At 71.7% G+C, this 15,292-nt stretch carries 17 protein-coding genes; 6 read left to right on the top strand and 11 right to left on the bottom strand.

The window, feature by feature from the left end; genetic code table 11:
• Positions 1-7: 7 nt before the first annotated feature.
• A complete protein-coding gene (locus BLA60_RS07270; protein ID WP_154814181.1) occupies positions 8-970 on the bottom strand; it encodes an acyl-CoA desaturase in 963 nt (320 codons plus the stop codon).
• Positions 971-1,108: 138 nt separating this feature from the next.
• Positions 1,109-1,615 (bottom strand): YceI family protein, encoded by a 507-nt coding sequence (locus BLA60_RS07265; RefSeq protein ID WP_075131941.1) that lies wholly within the window; start codon positions 1,613-1,615, stop codon positions 1,109-1,111.
• Positions 1,616-1,769: 154 nt separating this feature from the next.
• Between BLA60_RS07265 and BLA60_RS07260 the strand changes: the two genes are divergently transcribed.
• From BLA60_RS07260 to BLA60_RS07250, 3 genes are read left to right on the top strand one after another with little or no spacing between them, the layout of a single operon-like run.
• Positions 1,770-2,903 (top strand): sensor histidine kinase, encoded by a 1,134-nt coding sequence (locus BLA60_RS07260; RefSeq protein WP_075131940.1) that lies wholly within the window; start codon positions 1,770-1,772, stop codon positions 2,901-2,903.
• Positions 2,900-3,547: a response regulator transcription factor gene (locus tag BLA60_RS07255; RefSeq protein ID WP_170108387.1), complete on the top strand. Its 648-nt coding sequence runs from the start codon at positions 2,900-2,902 to the stop codon at positions 3,545-3,547. Before BLA60_RS07260 ends, BLA60_RS07255 begins: the two co-directional genes overlap by 4 nt.
• Before the next feature lie 12 nt (positions 3,548-3,559).
• On the top strand, positions 3,560-4,129 hold the full coding sequence (locus BLA60_RS07250; protein ID WP_075131938.1) for a phosphatase PAP2 family protein: 570 nt from the start codon (positions 3,560-3,562) through the stop codon (positions 4,127-4,129).
• On the opposite strand, the gene BLA60_RS07245 is transcribed toward BLA60_RS07250, so the two are convergent.
• From BLA60_RS07245 to BLA60_RS07235, 3 genes are read right to left on the bottom strand one after another with little or no spacing between them, the layout of a single operon-like run.
• A complete protein-coding gene (locus BLA60_RS07245; RefSeq protein ID WP_075131937.1) occupies positions 4,098-6,182 on the bottom strand; it encodes an iron ABC transporter permease in 2,085 nt (694 codons plus the stop codon). The two genes, BLA60_RS07250 and BLA60_RS07245, sit on opposite strands and share 32 nt — an antisense overlap.
• Before the next feature lie 10 nt (positions 6,183-6,192).
• Positions 6,193-7,164, bottom strand: coding sequence for an ABC transporter substrate-binding protein (locus BLA60_RS07240; RefSeq protein WP_075131936.1), 972 nt, complete (start codon positions 7,162-7,164; stop codon positions 6,193-6,195).
• 25 nt (positions 7,165-7,189) lie between these two features.
• A complete protein-coding gene (locus tag BLA60_RS07235) occupies positions 7,190-8,020 on the bottom strand; it encodes an ABC transporter ATP-binding protein (protein WP_075131935.1) in 831 nt (276 codons plus the stop codon).
• 123 nt (positions 8,021-8,143) lie between these two features.
• Here BLA60_RS07235 and BLA60_RS07230 point away from each other — a divergent pair, with 123 nt between their 5' ends.
• The gene (locus BLA60_RS07230; protein WP_075131934.1) at positions 8,144-8,560 is read left to right on the top strand and encodes an Ohr family peroxiredoxin; all 417 of its coding nucleotides are present in this window, start codon (positions 8,144-8,146) and stop codon (positions 8,558-8,560) included.
• The gene (locus BLA60_RS07225; RefSeq protein ID WP_075131933.1) at positions 8,560-9,561 is read left to right on the top strand and encodes an NADP-dependent oxidoreductase; all 1,002 of its coding nucleotides are present in this window, start codon (positions 8,560-8,562) and stop codon (positions 9,559-9,561) included. The genes BLA60_RS07230 and BLA60_RS07225 overlap by 1 nt, the downstream gene beginning before the upstream one ends.
• Positions 9,562-9,610: 49 nt before the next feature.
• On the opposite strand, the gene BLA60_RS07220 is transcribed toward BLA60_RS07225, so the two are convergent.
• The gene (locus BLA60_RS07220; RefSeq protein ID WP_075131932.1) at positions 9,611-10,525 is read right to left on the bottom strand and encodes an LLM class F420-dependent oxidoreductase; all 915 of its coding nucleotides are present in this window, start codon (positions 10,523-10,525) and stop codon (positions 9,611-9,613) included.
• Positions 10,526-10,621: 96 nt separating this feature from the next.
• On the opposite strand from BLA60_RS07220, the gene BLA60_RS07215 reads away from it, so the two are divergent.
• Positions 10,622-10,930, top strand: coding sequence for an isoamylase early set domain-containing protein (locus tag BLA60_RS07215; protein WP_075131931.1), 309 nt, complete (start codon positions 10,622-10,624; stop codon positions 10,928-10,930).
• A 29-nt stretch (positions 10,931-10,959) separates the two neighbouring features.
• On the opposite strand, the gene BLA60_RS07210 is transcribed toward BLA60_RS07215, so the two are convergent.
• From BLA60_RS07210 to BLA60_RS07190, 5 genes are all read right to left on the bottom strand, one after another.
• Positions 10,960-11,529 (bottom strand): HdeD family acid-resistance protein, encoded by a 570-nt coding sequence (locus tag BLA60_RS07210; protein ID WP_075131930.1) that lies wholly within the window; start codon positions 11,527-11,529, stop codon positions 10,960-10,962.
• Positions 11,530-11,574: 45 nt separating this feature from the next.
• Entirely contained in the window at positions 11,575-12,735 is a 1,161-nt protein-coding gene (locus BLA60_RS07205; RefSeq protein WP_075131929.1) for a metallophosphoesterase, read from the bottom strand.
• 282 nt (positions 12,736-13,017) lie between these two features.
• On the bottom strand, positions 13,018-14,262 hold the full coding sequence (locus BLA60_RS07200; protein ID WP_075131928.1) for a styrene monooxygenase/indole monooxygenase family protein: 1,245 nt from the start codon (positions 14,260-14,262) through the stop codon (positions 13,018-13,020).
• A gap of 51 nt (positions 14,263-14,313) precedes the next feature.
• Entirely contained in the window at positions 14,314-14,910 is a 597-nt protein-coding gene (locus BLA60_RS07195; RefSeq protein ID WP_075131927.1) for a GTP-binding protein, read from the bottom strand.
• A complete protein-coding gene (locus tag BLA60_RS07190) occupies positions 14,885-15,280 on the bottom strand; it encodes a DUF742 domain-containing protein (protein ID WP_075132119.1) in 396 nt (131 codons plus the stop codon). Before BLA60_RS07190 ends, BLA60_RS07195 begins: the two co-directional genes overlap by 26 nt.
• Positions 15,281-15,292: the final 12 nt, after the last annotated feature.

Genomic DNA, 15,292 nt, shown 5'->3' with positions numbered 1-15,292 from the left:
GGGAAATTCAGCTGGTCGCGCGCCGCTTTTCCAGGGTGTTCAGCCGCCGTTCGGTCGGCCAGCGCACATCGGTCGCCCAGCCGAACTTCTCCAGCATCCAGATAATCCGCGCCGAAATGTCGATCTGCCCGCGCTTGACGCCGTGCCGCGCGCACGTCGGGTCGGCGTGGTGCAGGTTGTGCCAGGACTCGCCCATCGACAGGATCGCCAGCGGCCAGAAGTTCGCCGACTTGTCGCGCGCCGCGAACGGCCGGCTGCCGATCATGTGGCAGATCGAGTTGACCGACCACGTGACGTGGTGCAGGAACGACACCCGGACCAGCCCGGCCCAGAAGAACGCGGTCACCGCGCCCCACCACGACCAGGTCAGCAGGCCGCCGAGAACCGCGGGGGCCAGCAGGGTCACCGCGGTCCACAGGCCGAACTGGCGGTGCACCCTGGCGATGTCGCGGTCGGCGAGCAGGTCGGGGGCGAACCGCTCGGCGTTGGTCAGGTTCCGGTCGAACACCCAGCCCATGTGCGCGTGCCAGAAGCCCTTGACCAGCGCGATCGGTGAGGTGCCGAACGCCCACGGTGAGTGCGGGTCGCCGTCGCGGTCGGAGAAGGCGTGGTGGCGGCGGTGGTCGGCCACCCAGTGGGTGACCGGGCCCTGCAGGGCCATGCTGCCCACGATCGCCAACGCCACCCGCAGCGGCCGGCGCGCCTTGAACGAGCGGTGGGTGAAGTAGCGGTGGAAGCCGACGGTCACCCCCAGGCAGGTGACCGTGTAGAAGATCGCGGCCAGCGCCACGTCCACCCAGCCAAGTCCCCAGCCCCACGCCAGCGGCACGGCCGCGATCAGCGCGACGAACGGCCCGAGGATGAAGAAGTAGGTCGCGATGTGGGGGGCGAGCCCCCTCGGCGGACCATGGATGGGGCGCACCTCACGCGGTGAGTGCTCCGTGGTCCCCGCGTCTGCGGCCAGCGCCATACGCCAGTCACCCCGACCTTTCGTCATCCCGGGACAGTGGTGAGTAGGAAAGCAGGTCGTCCCGCCGGATGCCAGCCTAGGCCGGCAAAATGGACACCTCGTCAGGTGGTCGTGACCTTCCGACACGCCGGTGCGGCCTCAGCGCCGCGCGACGACCTCCAGCCGCAGGCGCAGACGCCGCCCGGTCATCCCGCGCGCCGCCGTGATCCCGAAGGCGAACCGGTCCACCACCGTCGTGGCGACCACCCGCACCTGGGACCCGTCCACCCGCACCTGCTCGACCCGCAGGTCCAGGGGCGCGCTGACGCCGCGCACGGTCAACTGGCCCCGCAGCACCCAGTCCTCCCCCGCCCCCTGCGCCCCGCCGGCCACGAACACGATGTCCGGGTGCCGCGCGGCGTCGAGGTAGACGGCCGAGGACACCGCGCGGTCACGCGCCTCGATCCCGGTGTCCACGCTGCCCGCGTCCACGACGGCCCGCACCGAGGACCTCGCCGGGTCGTCGGCGACGTCCACCCGCGCCTCCCGCAGCGCGAACGTGCCGCGCACGGCGCCCAGCCCGAACATGTGCCGGGTGGTGAACGAGATGGTCGACGCGGCGGCGTCCACGCGGTACTCGCCGGCCTCGACGGTGGTGGTGCTCATGATGGTCTCCCTTTCGTCGGTGACCTCCTGATCATGGTTTCGGCGCCCGGTCCGGCACATCGTCCGACGGGCTGCCGACGGGTCGACCACAGTGGCCCCCGATGTCGACCTTGGTCGCTGTTGCCCCCTCTGACCAGCGATTACGCTCGAACACGTGAACAGCAAGCTGATCTGCCGACTGGGGGCCCCGCTGGGCCTGGTGACGGTCGCGGTCCTGGTCGCGGCGACCGCCTACGGGCAGTACGCGGCCGGGGTGCGCGGGTGGCTGCTGGGCGTGGAACTCGTGCTCGGGGTGGTGGGCCTGGCGCTGCTGCCGTGGATGTTCCACCGCCCGGTGCGCGGCGCGCTGACGCTGGCCGTGCTGGCCGCCGTCGCGCCAACGGTCACCCCCACCTCAACGGTCGGCACCCTGCACGTCGCCACCCGGGAACGCCTGCCGGTGGCGATCGGCGTGGCCATGGCCGGGACGGCGGCGCACGCGCTGCGCGGCCTGTGGCTGCCGATGCCGGGCCTGTCCTACGGCTGGTGGCTGGTGCTCACGGTCGTCTGCCACGCCGCGCTGGTGGCCATGGGCGCGCTGACCCAGACCCGGCACGCGCTGATCGGGTCGCTGCGTGAGCGCGCCGAACGGGCCGAGGCCGAACAGGGCCGCCGGGTGGCCGAGGCCAGGGCGGCCGAACGGGCCGCCATCGCCCGCGAGATGCACGACGTGCTGGCCCACCGGCTGTCCCTGGTCGCCACCTACGCCGGCGCGCTCGAGTACCGCCCCGACCACCCTCCGGAGCGCCTGTCGGCCGCGGCGGGCGTGATCCGCTCCAGCGTCCACCAGGCCCTGGAGGAGCTGCGGGACGTGATCACCCTGCTCAACGACGACGAGGCCACCGAGCCCGACCGCCCGATGCCCGCGCTGACCGACCTGCCCGGTCTGGTGGCCGAGTCCCGCGCCATCGGCACGCCGGTGGAGATCCGGGACGTGCGCGCCGAGCCGGCGGAACCGGCCGGCCCGACCGGCCGCACCGCGTACCGGGTGGTCCAGGAGGCCCTGACCAACGCCCGCAAACACGCCCCCGGCGAGCCGGTCAGCATCGAGTTGGACGGCGCCCCCGGCAACCGCCTGCGCATCGACGTCCGCAACCCGCTCCCGCGCACCCCGGTGACGCCGCTGCCCAGCGCCGGCCGGGGCCTGGTCGGCCTCACCGAGCGGGTGCGGCTGGCCGGCGGGCAACTCGACCACCGGGCGACCGCGACCGAGTTCCGGCTGACGGCATCGTTACCGTGGCCGGCATGACGATCCGTGTCCTGGTGGTCGACGACGACGCGCTGGTCCGCGCCGGTCTGACCATGATGCTCGACGGCGCCGACGGGGTGGCCGTGGTCGGCGAGGCAGCCGACGGCGCGGAGGTGACCGAGGCGCTGGACACCCACCCCACCGACGTGGTGCTGATGGACCTGCGCATGCCCAGGGTCAACGGCATCGAGGCGACCCGGCTGGCCCGCGCGCGCAGCCACCCGCCCGAGGTCATCGTCCTGACCACGTTCGACTCCGACGAGAACGTCCTGCGGGCCATGCGGGCCGGCGCGAGCGGGTTCCTCCTGAAGGACTCGCCGCCCGCCCGGATAGCCGAGGCGGTGCGCCTGGTGGCGGCCGGGGAGCCCATTCTGTCCCCGAGGATCACCCGCAAGCTGATGGACCGGGCCGCTGTGGAGGCCGGCGCCCACGACCGGGCCCGCGCGGCGCTGGGATCACTGAGCGCCCGGGAACACGAGGTGGCCCTGGCAGTAGGCTCGGGAAGCACCAACGCGGAAATAGCCGAACGTCTCCATCTGAGCGTGGCGACGGTCAAGGCACACATCACCAGAATCCTGACGAAACTGGATCTGGGAAACAGAACCCAAATAGCGATCCTGACCCACGACGCCGGCCTGAACTAAATCCCGGGAACCATGCACAAACCAGCCGTCGCGGTGACCCTGGTGGCCGCCGCCCTGATCACCGCGGCCTATCTCTCCGACGTGGACACCACCTGGCGAACGTGGCTGATCGCCCACCGGTCCCCGGTCCTGACCGAACTGGCGTCCGCGGCGTCCACCGTGGGCAGTGCGCTGGTCCTCATCCCGGCCGCGCTGCTGGCAGCCCTGGTCCTCGCCGTGAAGGGTCAGCGTCAGCGCGCCCTGCTGATCGCCGCGACGGCCGTCACCGCCCCCGTCATCGGGTACGCGCTGAAGAACGTGGTCGACCGCGCCCGCCCCGCCGCGAACCACCTGACCGAGGTCCACAGCGAGTCCTTCCCCTCGGGACACGCCCTGACCTCGATGGCGATCATCGGCCTGCTGATCGTCCTCGCCAGGAACACCGCGACCACCGTGATCGCCGGCCTGGTGATCGTGGCGATCGGAACGAGCCGCGTCTACCTGGGAGTCCACTGGCCGACCGACGTGCTGGCCGGCTGGCTCGTCGGCGCGCTCTGGCTGGCGGTGCTGCTCACCTCCGCCCTCGGTAGAGCAGCCAGATGAAGTACGGCGTCCCCACGATCGCCGTCACCAACCCCGCCGGCAGTTGGGCCGGCGCGATCACGCTGCGGCCGATCAGGTCCGCCACGCACACCAGGATCGCCCCCAGCAGCGCCGCCACCGGCAGTACCCGCGCCGACCGGCGGCCCACCAGTGCCCGCGCGGCGTGCGGGGCGACCAGCCCGACGAACCCGATGACGCCCACGCCGGCCACCGCCGCCCCGGTCAGCACCACCGCGCACACCAGCAGCGCCAGCCGCGCCCCCGGCACCCGGACGCCGAGCAGCCGGGGCGTCTCCTCGTCGAGCGAGAGCAGGTCCAGCGTGCCGCGCAGGTAGGTCAGTACCGGCACCACGATCACCAACGCGACCATCATCGGCACCAGGTGCTCGAAGGTCCGCCCGTAGGTGGACCCGGACAGCCAGGTCAGCGCCTTGGACTCGTTCCACGGATCGGTCAGCGTGATCAGCATGGCGATGATCGCGTTCGTCCCCGCCGACACCCCGAACCCGATCAGCACCAGGTTGTCGCTGGCGAACCCCCGCCGGGCCGCCGACAGGAACACCAGCGCGGCCGCCACCCCGGCCCCGATCCCGGCGGCGCCGGCCTGGAGCCAGAACCCGGACAGCGGCACCAGGGTGATCACCACGACCGCGCCGATCCCCGCGCCGCCGGTGACACCGATGATCCCCGGCTCGGCCAACGGGTTGCGGCTGACGTTCTGGAACACCGCCCCCGCCAGCGCCAGCGACGCCCCGGCCAGCAACGCCGCCAGCACCCGGGGCAGCCGGTTGTCCATCACCCCGGACACGATCGGCCCCGCCTGCCCGCTCACCCAGTTGACCAGGTCACCCAGCAGCAGTTTCGCGTCTCCCAGCAACGCCCCGCCGCCCGCGACGACGACCGCCAGGACCACCAGACCGGTCAGCAGGACCAGGTACCGGGTCCTGCTGGTGGCGGCCCGTACCCCGGCGGCCGGCGGTTCGGCCGCCGAGCCCGACACCCGCAGCGTCCTGGCCAGCACCACCAGGAAGATCGCCCCGAGGATCGTGGTGACCACGCCGGTCGGGATCTCCAGGGCCCGCTGCGAACCGATCAGCGCCCGCAGCAACACGTCCGCGGTGATCATCACGACCGCGCCGGCGAGGCCGGCCACCGGCAGCAGCACGGCGTGCCGGTGCAGCCTCGGCACGGCGGTGGCCAGCAGCCGGATCAGGGCCGGGGCCGCGAGGCCGACGAACCCGATCGGTCCGGTGAGCACCACCGCCGAGGCCGACAGCAGCACCGCCAGGACCACGGCCGTCGCGCGCACGGCCGTGACCCGCACGCCCAGTGCCCGCGCGTGGTCGTCGCCGACGTACACCAGGTCCATCCGGCGCGACATCGCCAGCAGCGCCACCAGCACGACCGCCACCACCGGGGCGAAGGTGGTCACGCCGGACAGGCCGTTCTGTTCCAGCGAGCCCTCGCCCCAGGCGAACAGTCCCCTGGTCTCCTGGGCGAACAGCAGCAGCAGGGTCGTCTTGAGGGCGACCATCATCAGCGCGATGGCCGTGCCGGCCAGCACCAGCCGCGCCGTGCCCGTGCCGCCGGCGCCGGAGAGCATCAGCACCAGGGCGGCCGCGCCGAGACCGCCGAGGAACGCGACACCGGCCGCGCCGAACATCGGCAGCGACACCCCGAACGCCGCCACGGCGACGATCGCCAGGTGCGCGCCGGCGTTGACGGCCAGCGTGTCCGGCGAGGCGATGATGTTGCGCGACACCGACTGCAGCACCGCGCCGGACAGTCCCAGCGCCACCCCGACGACGATCGCCGCGAGCAGCCGGGGCAGCCGCGCGGCGACGACCACGTCGACCGTGCCGTCGCCGTGCCCGCCCCAGAGCAGACCCAGCACGTCGCCGGGTCCGATGGACGAGGTGCCCTGGGTGAGGTGGACCAGGGCGAGCACCGTGCCCACGCCCAGCAGCGCGGCGACCAGCACCGCCAGCCGCGCCGACCTGGCCGGTGCGGGTGGCGCCGGCGGCGCCTCGGTCGGGGTGAGCAGGGAGGTCATCGAGGGCCGGTCAGCTGACCGCGTCGACGGCGGCGTCGACGAACTGGGCCATCGAGCTGGGGCCGCCGAACATCCACAGCGAGTCCGGGAAGCGGTGCACCTGGTCGTTCTTCACGAACGGCAGGTTCTTCCAGATGGCGTTGTCGGCGAGGTCGTCGACGTAGGGGTCACCGAAGGCGTCGTTGGCGATGTACCAGAACCGGACGTCGGCCGGCAGCTCCCGCAGGCCCTCGACGTCGATGTCGGCCAGGCCGTAGACCTCGTCGCCCTTCATCGTCCACGCGGTCTCCAGGCCCAGCTCGGCGAGCACGTCGGCGACCAGCGAGCCCTTGGCGAACGGGCGGATGCTGACCGAGCCGGACTCGGTCCAGGCGTCGGAGAAGGCGACCGTGGTGCCGGCGGCACCGGCCTGCGCGATCGCGGCCTTGCCCTCGGCGAGCTTGGCGTCGAACTCGGTGCGCAGTTCCTTGGCGCGGTCCTCGGTGCCGGTGGCCTTGGCCAGGATGCCGACGTTCTTCCACATCTCGCCGATGCTGTCGTTGGCGTCACCGCCGGCGAGCATGATCACCGGGGTGTCCTCCTCGATCTGCTCCAGCGCGCCCTCGACCAGCGAGTCGGTGGCCACGACGAGATCGACGTCGAGCTGGGCGAGGGTGTCCATGCTCGGCTCGCCCCGGGTGCCGAGGTCGGTGGGGGTGTCGTCGAGCTTCTGGGCACTGACCCACTGGCCGTAGCCCTTGATGTCGGACACGCCGACCGGCATCACGCCCAGCGCGACCAGGTGTTCCACCGAGTTCCACTCGGTGGCGGCGATCCGCTTCGCCGGGCCGTCGAGCACGATCTCCTTGCCGCGCGAGTCGGTGACGGTGATCTTCTCGCCGCCGGCCGCCGGCGTGTCCCGCTCACCCGCCGGGTCCTCGGTCGTGCCGCAGGCGGCCGTCGCCAGGACGGCGGCCAGGCAGAGGGCGATGAGCTTGCGCATGGGTTCTCCTGTTGCTCTGAAATGATCAACGGGCGCGCAGCGCCGCGTCGTTGTAGCGCCCGACGGCGCGGGTGTGGATTCGGCCGTCGGCGGGGTCGCGGTGCACGTCGACCCGGATGCCGTAGGCGCGGCTGAGGTTCTCGGCGGTGAGCACGTCGGCCGGCGGGCCGTCGGCGGTGACCCGGCCCGCTTCGAGCAGCAGCACGCGGTCGGCGACCGCGGCGGCCTGGTCGAGGTCGTGCAGCACCAGCCCGATGCCGACGTCCTCGCTGTCGGCCAGGTGGCGCACGACGTCGAGAATCTCGACCTGGTAGCGCAGGTCGAGGTGGTTGGTCGGTTCGTCGAGCAGCAGCAGCCCGGTCCGCTGGGCCAGGCAGCTGGCCAGCCACACCCGCTGCACCTGGCCGCCGGACAGTGCCTGCACCGGGCGGTCGGCCAGTTCGGTGAGCCCGGTCAGCTCCAGCGCGCGGGTCACCGCCGCCGGGCCGTCGGGGTCGCGCCCGCCCCAGCGGGTGCGGTGCGGGTGGCGGCCGAACTCGACCAGTTCCGCCACACTCAGCCCGCCGGGGGCGGTGCGGTTCTGGGAGAGCATGGCGATCCGCCGGGCGAGGTCCCGGCTGCCGAGCAGCCGCAGCTCGGTGCCGTCGGCGAAGGTGACCGAACCCGATTTGGGTGGGTGCAGCCGGGCGACCGCGCGCAGCAGCGTCGACTTGCCACTACCGTTCGGCCCAATGAGCGCGGTGACGGTGCCGGCGTCGAACGACAGCGAGGCGGCGTGCACGACGACATCGTTTCCGTAGGCGATGTCGACTTCGTGCGCGGTCACGCTGTCGCGGGGACCAGGGATGCTGAGCACACGGGTACGTTAAGGAAGGCTTCCCTAAGTTGCCAAGCCGGTAGCAGGAGATCGTTATCACTTCTCACCTGAACTCGTGCCCCGGAGAATCGACAAGCAGGAGAGCACCGAGAAGGGAACCACATGAGCACGCTGTACACGGCGAAGGCCACGTCGACCGGTTCCGGCCGGGGAGGCCGCGTCGAGTCCGACGACGGGCGCCTGGCCGCCGACCTGAGCATCCCGGAGGGCGTCGGCGGCGCCGGGGGTCCCGGCACCAACCCCGAGCAGCTGTTCGCCGCCGGCTACAGCGCGTGTTTCCACAGCGCCCTGCTCGGCGTCGCCCGCCGCGCCAAGGCCGACGCGACCGGCTCGTCGGTGACCGCCCAGGTCAGCCTGGAGCGCGACGACCAGGGTCACGGCATCACCGTGGTGCTGGAGGTGTCGATTCCCGGCGTGGACGCCGCGACCGCGCGCACTCTGGCCGACGGCGCCCACGAGGCCTGCCCGTACTCCAGGGCCACCCGGGGCAACATCCCCGTCGACGTGCGAGTGGTGTGATGACCGCGACCCGCGAGATCCACCTCGCCGCGCGCCCCGACGGCTGGCCGACCGCGGCCAACTTCGCCGTCGTCGACCGCGAACTCCCGGCACCGGCCGACGGTCAGGTACTGGTGCGCAACGTGTTCATGTCGGTCGACCCGTACATGCGGCCCAGGATGAACGACGTCAAGTCCTACGTCCCGCCGTTCCAGGTCGGCGAGGCGCTCGACGGCGGCGCCGTCGGCGAGGTCCTGGAGTCCCGTGTGGACGGTCTGGCGCCCGGCGACCTGGTGGTGCACCGGCTGGGCTGGCGCGAGCACGCGGTCGTCGACCGGCCGCGCAAGCTCGAACCGCTGGCCGGGGTGTCCCCGTCGCACTACCTGGGCGTGCTCGGCACCACCGGCCTGACCGCCTACGTCGGCCTGCTCGACATCGCCGGCTTCCGGCCAGGCGACGCGGTGTTCGTCTCCGGGGCGGCCGGCGCGGTGGGCAGCGTCGCCGGCCAGATCGCCCGGCTGCGCGGCGCGAGCCGGGTGATCGGCTCCGCCGGGTCGGCGGAGAAGGTGGCGCTGCTGCGCGACAAGCTCGGCTTCGACGCCGCGTTCGACTACCGCGACGGCCACCTGTACCGCCAGCTCACGGCCGCCGCGCCCGAGGGCATCGACGTCTACTTCGACAACGTGGGCGGCGAGCACCTCGAAGCGGCCATCGGCGTGCTCAACGACCACGGCCGGGTCGCGCTGTGCGGCTCGATCTCGGCGTACAACGACGCCGAGCCCAAGCCGGGCCCGAAGAACCTGGGCCTGGCGGTCGGCAAGCGACTGAGCCTGCGCGGGTTCATCGTCACCGACCACGCCGCGCGGACCCGCGACATGATCCGCGAGGTCGGCGGCTGGCTGGCCGACGGCCAGCTGGTCGCCGAGGAGACTGTCGTCGACGGCGGCCTGGACGCCGCCGTGGACGCGTTCCTCGGCATGCTGCGCGGCGAGAACACCGGCAAGATGGTCGTCCGCTTCTGAGCGCGTGGTGAGGGACACGGTGGGGGCGGTCGCCCGCCCCCACCCCCGCTCACAGCTGCGGGCGGACCTGGTCGGCGACCAGCGCCAGGTGGTCGAGGTCATGCAGGTCAAGGACCTGCAGGTACACCCGGTCCGAGCCGGCTTGCGCGTAGTGCCCGAGCTTGTCGACCGCCTCGGCCGGTGAGCCGGCGACACCGTTGGTGCGCAGCTCGTCGACCTCCCGGCCGATCGCCGCCGCCCGCCGGGCCAGCTCCGCGTCGTCCCGGCCGACACACAGCACCAGCGCGTTGGACAGCACGATCTCCGGCCGGCCGTGCTCGGCCAGCGCCGCGCGCACCCGCCCGAACTGGGCCGCGCTGTCGGCCACCGACGCGAACGGCACGTTGAACTCGTCGGCGAAACGCGCCGCCAGGTCCGGGGTCCTGGTCGGACCGAGCCCGCCGAGGATGATCGGCACCGGCGACTGGGCCGGCTTGGGCAGCGCCGGGCAGTCGGTGAGCGTGTAGTACTTCCCGGCGAAGTCGTAGGTGGAGCCGACCGGGGTCGCCCACATCCCGGTGACGATCTCCAGCTGCTCGGCCAGCCGGCCGATCCGCGCCGAGGGGAACGGGATGCCGTAGGCGGTGTGCTCGGCGGCGAACCAGCCGGCGCCCAGACCCAGCTCGATCCGCCCGCCGGACATCTCATCGACCTGCGCGACCTGGATCGCGAGCACCCCCGGCGGCCGGAACGTGCCGGCGGTGAGCATCGTGCCGAGGCGGATCCGCTCGGTCTCCCGCGCCAGCCCGGCCAGCGTCACCCAGGCGTCGGTGGGGCCGGGCAGGCCGTCGCCCTCGCCCATGGCCAGGTAGTGGTCGGAGCGGAAGAACCCGCTGTAGCCGAGGTCCTCGGCGGCTTTCGCCAGCCGCAGCTGGGTGTCGTAGCTCGCGCCCTGCTGGGGCTCGATCATCACGCGAAGATCCATGGGCCCCATTCAACAGGCGCCCCCGCCGAATCGCGGGCCGGCCTCCGGTGCGCCATTCTGTCGTCGACGTCACCGGGCGGAAGGGAGCCCTTGGCCATGATCCGGATCGATCGCGACCGAGCGGGCGGGGCCCGCCTCACGTTCGTCCTGCTGCCCGACACACCGGCCGGGCGGGTGAGCGTCGTGGGCGACTTCAACGACTGGCGGCCGGGCGAGCACGAGCTGCGGCCGCGCAGCAACGGCACCCGGTCGGTGTCGGTCACCGTGCCCGAGGGCGCCGACGTGCGTTTCCGCTACCTCGGCGAGGGCGGGCACTGGTGCAACGAGACCGAGCACCCGCTGGTCCGCCAGGTCGGCGAGGACAGCGTCATCCGCGCCGCGCTCCCCCGCCGGGGCCGGAGCTGACCCTCAGGTCAGCTCCTCAGGCCAGCTCCTCAGGTCACCGCCTCCGGCGCCGCCGGGTCGCGGGGGCGCAGCGAGCGGAGCCGGAACCCGAACACGATCAGCACGATCCCCCAGGCGATGGCGAACGTCGCGATGGCGATCACCAGCGCGACCGCGCCGGTCACCGGCTGCACGATCAGCAGGATCCCCAGCGCCAGCGTGACCAGGCCGGACACCGCCAGGAACCACTCGTTGCGCACCACCTTGCGCAGCCGGAACGCCGCCACGATCTGCATGATCCCGGCGATGATCGCCCAGATCGCGATCACCACCAGCAGCACCACGACGGTGATCCCCGGCCAGATGAAGGTGATCAGCCCGGCGATGATCCCCAGCACGCCGAGCACGATGAGATAGGTGCGGTCCGAGCCCGACCCGACGTCCTTGCCGACGCCCATCGCGGTCGCGGCGATCCCGTCGACGAGGATGAACACCCCCCACAGGATCGCCAGCGCCAGCACCGTGATCCCCGGCCAGACGATGGCGATCAGTCCGAAGAGGACGGCCAGTACGCCGCGCAGGACCACGACCTGCCACCGGCGCGTCATCAGTTCGAGCATGCCTGAATCCTCGGCCCACCCGGGCCGGCCGGCAACTCGCGCGGATCAGCGGGTGAGTTCCACGACGGTGATGTCCGGCGGCGCCCCGACCCGCACCGGCGGCCCCCAGAACCCGGCGCCCCGGGTGACGTAGAGCTGGGTGTCGCCGTGCCGGGACAGCCCGGCTACGTTGCCCTCCAGTGCCTTGACCAGCAGGTTGAACGGGGCGATCTGGCCGCCGTGGGTGTGGCCGGACAGCTGGAGGTCCACGCCCTCGGCGGCGACCTCGTCGATCGGCGCCGGCTGGTGGGCGAGCATCACCATGGCCCGCTCGCGGTCCCAGCCCCGCAGGGTCTTGGGCAGGTCCGGGCCCGGTTCGATGCCCTCGACCGTGGAGTTCGCGTCGATCAGTCCGGCCAGTTCGAACGACCCGCCGTTGTGCTCGATGGTCGTGCGCTCGTTGAGCAGCGTGGTGATGCCCAGCGAGCGGACGTGATCGACCCATTCCTCGTACCGGTAGTAGTACTCGTGGTTTCCGGTGACGAAGAACGTGCCGTGGGTGCTGCGCAGGTCACGCAGCGGCTCGGCGGCCTCGGCGAGGTGCTCGACCCGGCCGTCGACCAGGTCCCCGCAGATCGCCACCAGGTCCGGGCGGGTCGAGTTGACCAGCTCCACCACCCGTTCGGTGAACGACCGGCCCAGCAGCGCCCCCAGGTGCAGGTCGCTGATCAGGGCGATCCGGCAGCCGGCCGCCCGGGGGTCCAGGCGCGGCAGGCGGATCGCCACGTCCTTGAGGTCCGGGTCGCCCAGGGCCACCGGCATGCCGTAGCCGACCGCGCCGAGCGAGGTCACGCCGGCGACCACGCCGACCGACCGGGCCACGAACGTGCGGCGCGAGATCCCCGGACCGTCCTCGGGCCGAGGGTCCTTCTTGATCCACCAGCGCAGCGCGAACCGGGGGATCTCCAGCACCAGCGTGACGATGATCAGGTAGTAGAACAGGCCGAACCAGATGTAGCCGGGCCACGAGTACAGCGCCGACCACTCGCGCGGCAGCCGGGTGGTCGCCAGGAGGGTGGCCACCATGAAGACGTCGCCGACGATCAGCAGGACGGCGACGGCACGGCGACGCGGTCCCGGCGCGACGCTGGGCTTGACCACGCGCCGCCAGAACAACCAGTGCAGCAGGCTCAGCGCGACGGACAGCGGCCAGTGGTAGAAGGGCATCGCCCAAGATCATGCCGCAGTGGACCGGCCACGACGTCATCCTTGAGGCGACACCCGTCCTACTCCCGAGGGCGACTCGAGCCGACCCCGAGCAACGATAGATGACGGTTATCACATGGTCGTCAGAATCACCTGGGAAGGGGCTTGCGAATCGATTCGGACGGGTGAAATGGTGGATTTCGATAACCGAATCTCGCCCGGCTCGGCTGTGCTGCTCCAGTGGCACTGCTACCGCCTGCCGGGAGAAACGCCCGGAGTGTGTCCGTCCACGCTCCGGGCGTGTTACGTCGTGACCGAGGTCCCGACCCGGCGCAGGTACTCCGCGGCCCGGTCCGGCTCGAAGAACCAGTGCTGGTAGTCGGTCGGGTCGGCGAAACCGTTGGCGAAACGCCGGGCGACCTCCGGGAACTGCCCCGCCGCGCCGATGATCTCCAGCACGTGCGGGGGCGGCGGCGCCAGCATCGTGTTCGTCCACCGCGTCACGTGCTGGGCGTAGTCCCAGTACCGCTCGAACGTCGTGGACATCCAGGTCCGGTCGAACGGCCGGTCGCCGCGCGCCACGATCTGCTCCAGGTACAGCTGCGCGCAGTGGCTGGCGTTGTTCGAGCCCTGGCCGGTGATCGGGTCGTTGGCCACGACCACGTCGGCCATCCCCAGCACCACCCCGCCCGACGGCAGCTCCCCCACCGGCTGGCGCACCACCGGCGGGTAGCCGCCGGCGAGCGTGCCGCCCTGGTCGGTCAGCTCGGCGTGGCGCGAACGCTCGTACTCCCACGGCACGTAGGTGCGCATCAGTTCGAGGATCCGGCGCAGGGTCTCCGCCGGCGTCGGACGGTCGCCGAACACGTCCAGCGGGCCACCGGGAACTCCCTCGAAGAACAGGATGTCGCAGTTCCCGCTGGTGGTGAAACACGGGATCATGAACAGCTCACCGACACCGGGAATGATGTTGAACCGCACCGCGGCGAACTCCGGGTGCTCCGGTCGGCGCTCGACGCCGTGGGTGTAGGCCAGCGACAGCGCCCGCTGCGGCGCGCTGTAGGGCGAGCGCCTCGGGTCGCGGTCGAACAGCTGCACCAGCTCACCCTTGCCGGCGGCGATGACCGTCAGGTCGTACATCCGGGCCAGCTTGTCCAGGTCGGCGGTGGTCACGCCGTGGATCACCAGCTGGCCGCCGCGTTCCTCGAACAGCTCCAGCCAGCCGGCCATCTTCACCCGCTGGTCGATCGACATCCCGTAGTGGTCGAGCCGGGCCACCCAGTCCAGCACCCGGGAGCCGTCCGGCGCGGCGACCGAGACCCCGAGCCCCTCGAACGGGATGGTCTCCTCCTCCCACAGGTTCAGCCCGTGGTTGCGCTCGTGCTGCAACGCGTTGTGGAACATGCCCTGCGTGGACATCACCCGGCCCTCGCGGATCTCCTCCGGGGTCCTGGCGGACATCACCGTCACGTCGTAGTCGTGGTCGAGGAGGGTCAACGCGAGCTGCAGACCGGACTGGCCTGCCCCGACGATCAACACCTTGCGCATCAGCACGTTCCTTCACAGGGGACGGGGACGGGGGGACGGGGACCACGCGCGCTAACCGGGCACCGAGACCCGGGACAGCGACAGCGAGTGGGTCACGACCTCCTGCAACACGTCGATGGCCGACGCCCGGCTCCGGGCGTCGCACTCGATCAGGGGGACGGACTCGGTGAGCGCCAACGCGTCCCGGACCTCGTCGACGTCGTGCCGGGGCTTTCCCTCGAAGCGGTTGACCGCCACGATGAACGGCAGCTCGGAGTCGTTCTCGAAGTAGTTCACCGCCGCGAACGACTGGTCGATCCGGCTGGTGTCCACGAGCACGACCGCGCCGAGCGCCCCCCGGCACAGGTCGTCCCACAGGAACCAGAACCTGGCCTGACCGGGGGTGCCGAACAGGTAGAGCAACAGGTCGCGGTGCAGCGTGATCCGGCCGAAGTCCATGGCGACCGTGGTGGTCGACTTGGTGGTCCCCGGGGGAAGATCGTCGACGCCCTCGCTGGCCTCGGTCATCCACGCGTCGGTGTTCAGCGGCGCCACTTCGGAGACCGAGTTGACCAGCGTGGTCTTACCGACCCCGAACCCTCCGGCGACGACGATCTTCGCGGATATCGTCAGCAGACCCGAGTCAGACGGGGAGCTGCTTGAGTCCATCGAGGATCCTCTCCAGCACTCGCGGGTTGTTCTGGTAGGCGTAGGCGGTCGGGTGGATGTACACGGCGTTCTGCCCGGCGAGGTCACTGATCAGCACCCGGATGACACCCAGCGGCAGGTCGAGGGTGGCCGACAGCTCGGCGATCGACATCCGCTGGCACGCTCTGGTGTAGAGCATCCGCGACTCGGGCATGAGCGAGTCGGCGAGCACCGGGTCGAACTCCGGGACCGAGATCAGCGTCTCGACGAGCAGGTGGTGGCGTGCCCTGGTGCGCCCGCCGGTCAGCGCGTACGGACGGATCCGCTTGCTGCGCATCCGCTTGCCGCCGTCGGTGGGATCGTCGTGGAGGTCGTCGCTGGACACCGTCATCACGTCCTTGGC

Origin of the sequence: Actinophytocola xinjiangensis (assembly GCF_001921215.1) — a bacterium.
Taxonomy (GTDB): domain Bacteria; phylum Actinomycetota; class Actinomycetes; order Mycobacteriales; family Pseudonocardiaceae; genus Actinophytocola; species Actinophytocola xinjiangensis.
The sequence above is the reverse complement of the archived record's forward strand: the minus strand, read 5'-3'. Positions and strand labels throughout refer to the sequence as shown.

Excerpts from the sequence above, each read along its gene's own strand:
- BLA60_RS07270 (WP_154814181.1), bottom strand. The coding sequence starts at position 970 with ATGGCGCTGGCCGCAGACGCGGGGACCACGGAGCACTCACCGCGTGAG.
- BLA60_RS07265 (WP_075131941.1), bottom strand. The coding sequence starts at position 1,615 with ATGAGCACCACCACCGTCGAGGCCGGCGAGTACCGCGTGGACGCCGCC.
- BLA60_RS07255 (WP_170108387.1), top strand. The coding sequence starts at position 2,900 with ATGACGATCCGTGTCCTGGTGGTCGACGACGACGCGCTGGTCCGCGCC.
- BLA60_RS07250 (WP_075131938.1), top strand. The coding sequence starts at position 3,560 with ATGCACAAACCAGCCGTCGCGGTGACCCTGGTGGCCGCCGCCCTGATC.
- BLA60_RS07245 (WP_075131937.1), bottom strand. The coding sequence starts at position 6,182 with ATGACCTCCCTGCTCACCCCGACCGAGGCGCCGCCGGCGCCACCCGCA.
- BLA60_RS07240 (WP_075131936.1), bottom strand. The coding sequence starts at position 7,164 with ATGCGCAAGCTCATCGCCCTCTGCCTGGCCGCCGTCCTGGCGACGGCC.
- BLA60_RS07230 (WP_075131934.1), top strand. The coding sequence starts at position 8,144 with ATGAGCACGCTGTACACGGCGAAGGCCACGTCGACCGGTTCCGGCCGG.
- BLA60_RS07225 (WP_075131933.1), top strand. The coding sequence starts at position 8,560 with ATGACCGCGACCCGCGAGATCCACCTCGCCGCGCGCCCCGACGGCTGG.
- BLA60_RS07220 (WP_075131932.1), bottom strand. The coding sequence starts at position 10,525 with ATGGATCTTCGCGTGATGATCGAGCCCCAGCAGGGCGCGAGCTACGAC.
- BLA60_RS07215 (WP_075131931.1), top strand. The coding sequence starts at position 10,622 with ATGATCCGGATCGATCGCGACCGAGCGGGCGGGGCCCGCCTCACGTTC.
- BLA60_RS07210 (WP_075131930.1), bottom strand. The coding sequence starts at position 11,529 with ATGCTCGAACTGATGACGCGCCGGTGGCAGGTCGTGGTCCTGCGCGGC.
- BLA60_RS07205 (WP_075131929.1), bottom strand. The coding sequence starts at position 12,735 with ATGCCCTTCTACCACTGGCCGCTGTCCGTCGCGCTGAGCCTGCTGCAC.
- BLA60_RS07200 (WP_075131928.1), bottom strand. The coding sequence starts at position 14,262 with ATGCGCAAGGTGTTGATCGTCGGGGCAGGCCAGTCCGGTCTGCAGCTC.
- BLA60_RS07195 (WP_075131927.1), bottom strand. The coding sequence starts at position 14,910 with ATGGACTCAAGCAGCTCCCCGTCTGACTCGGGTCTGCTGACGATATCC.
- BLA60_RS07190 (WP_075132119.1), bottom strand. The coding sequence starts at position 15,280 with ATGACGGTGTCCAGCGACGACCTCCACGACGATCCCACCGACGGCGGC.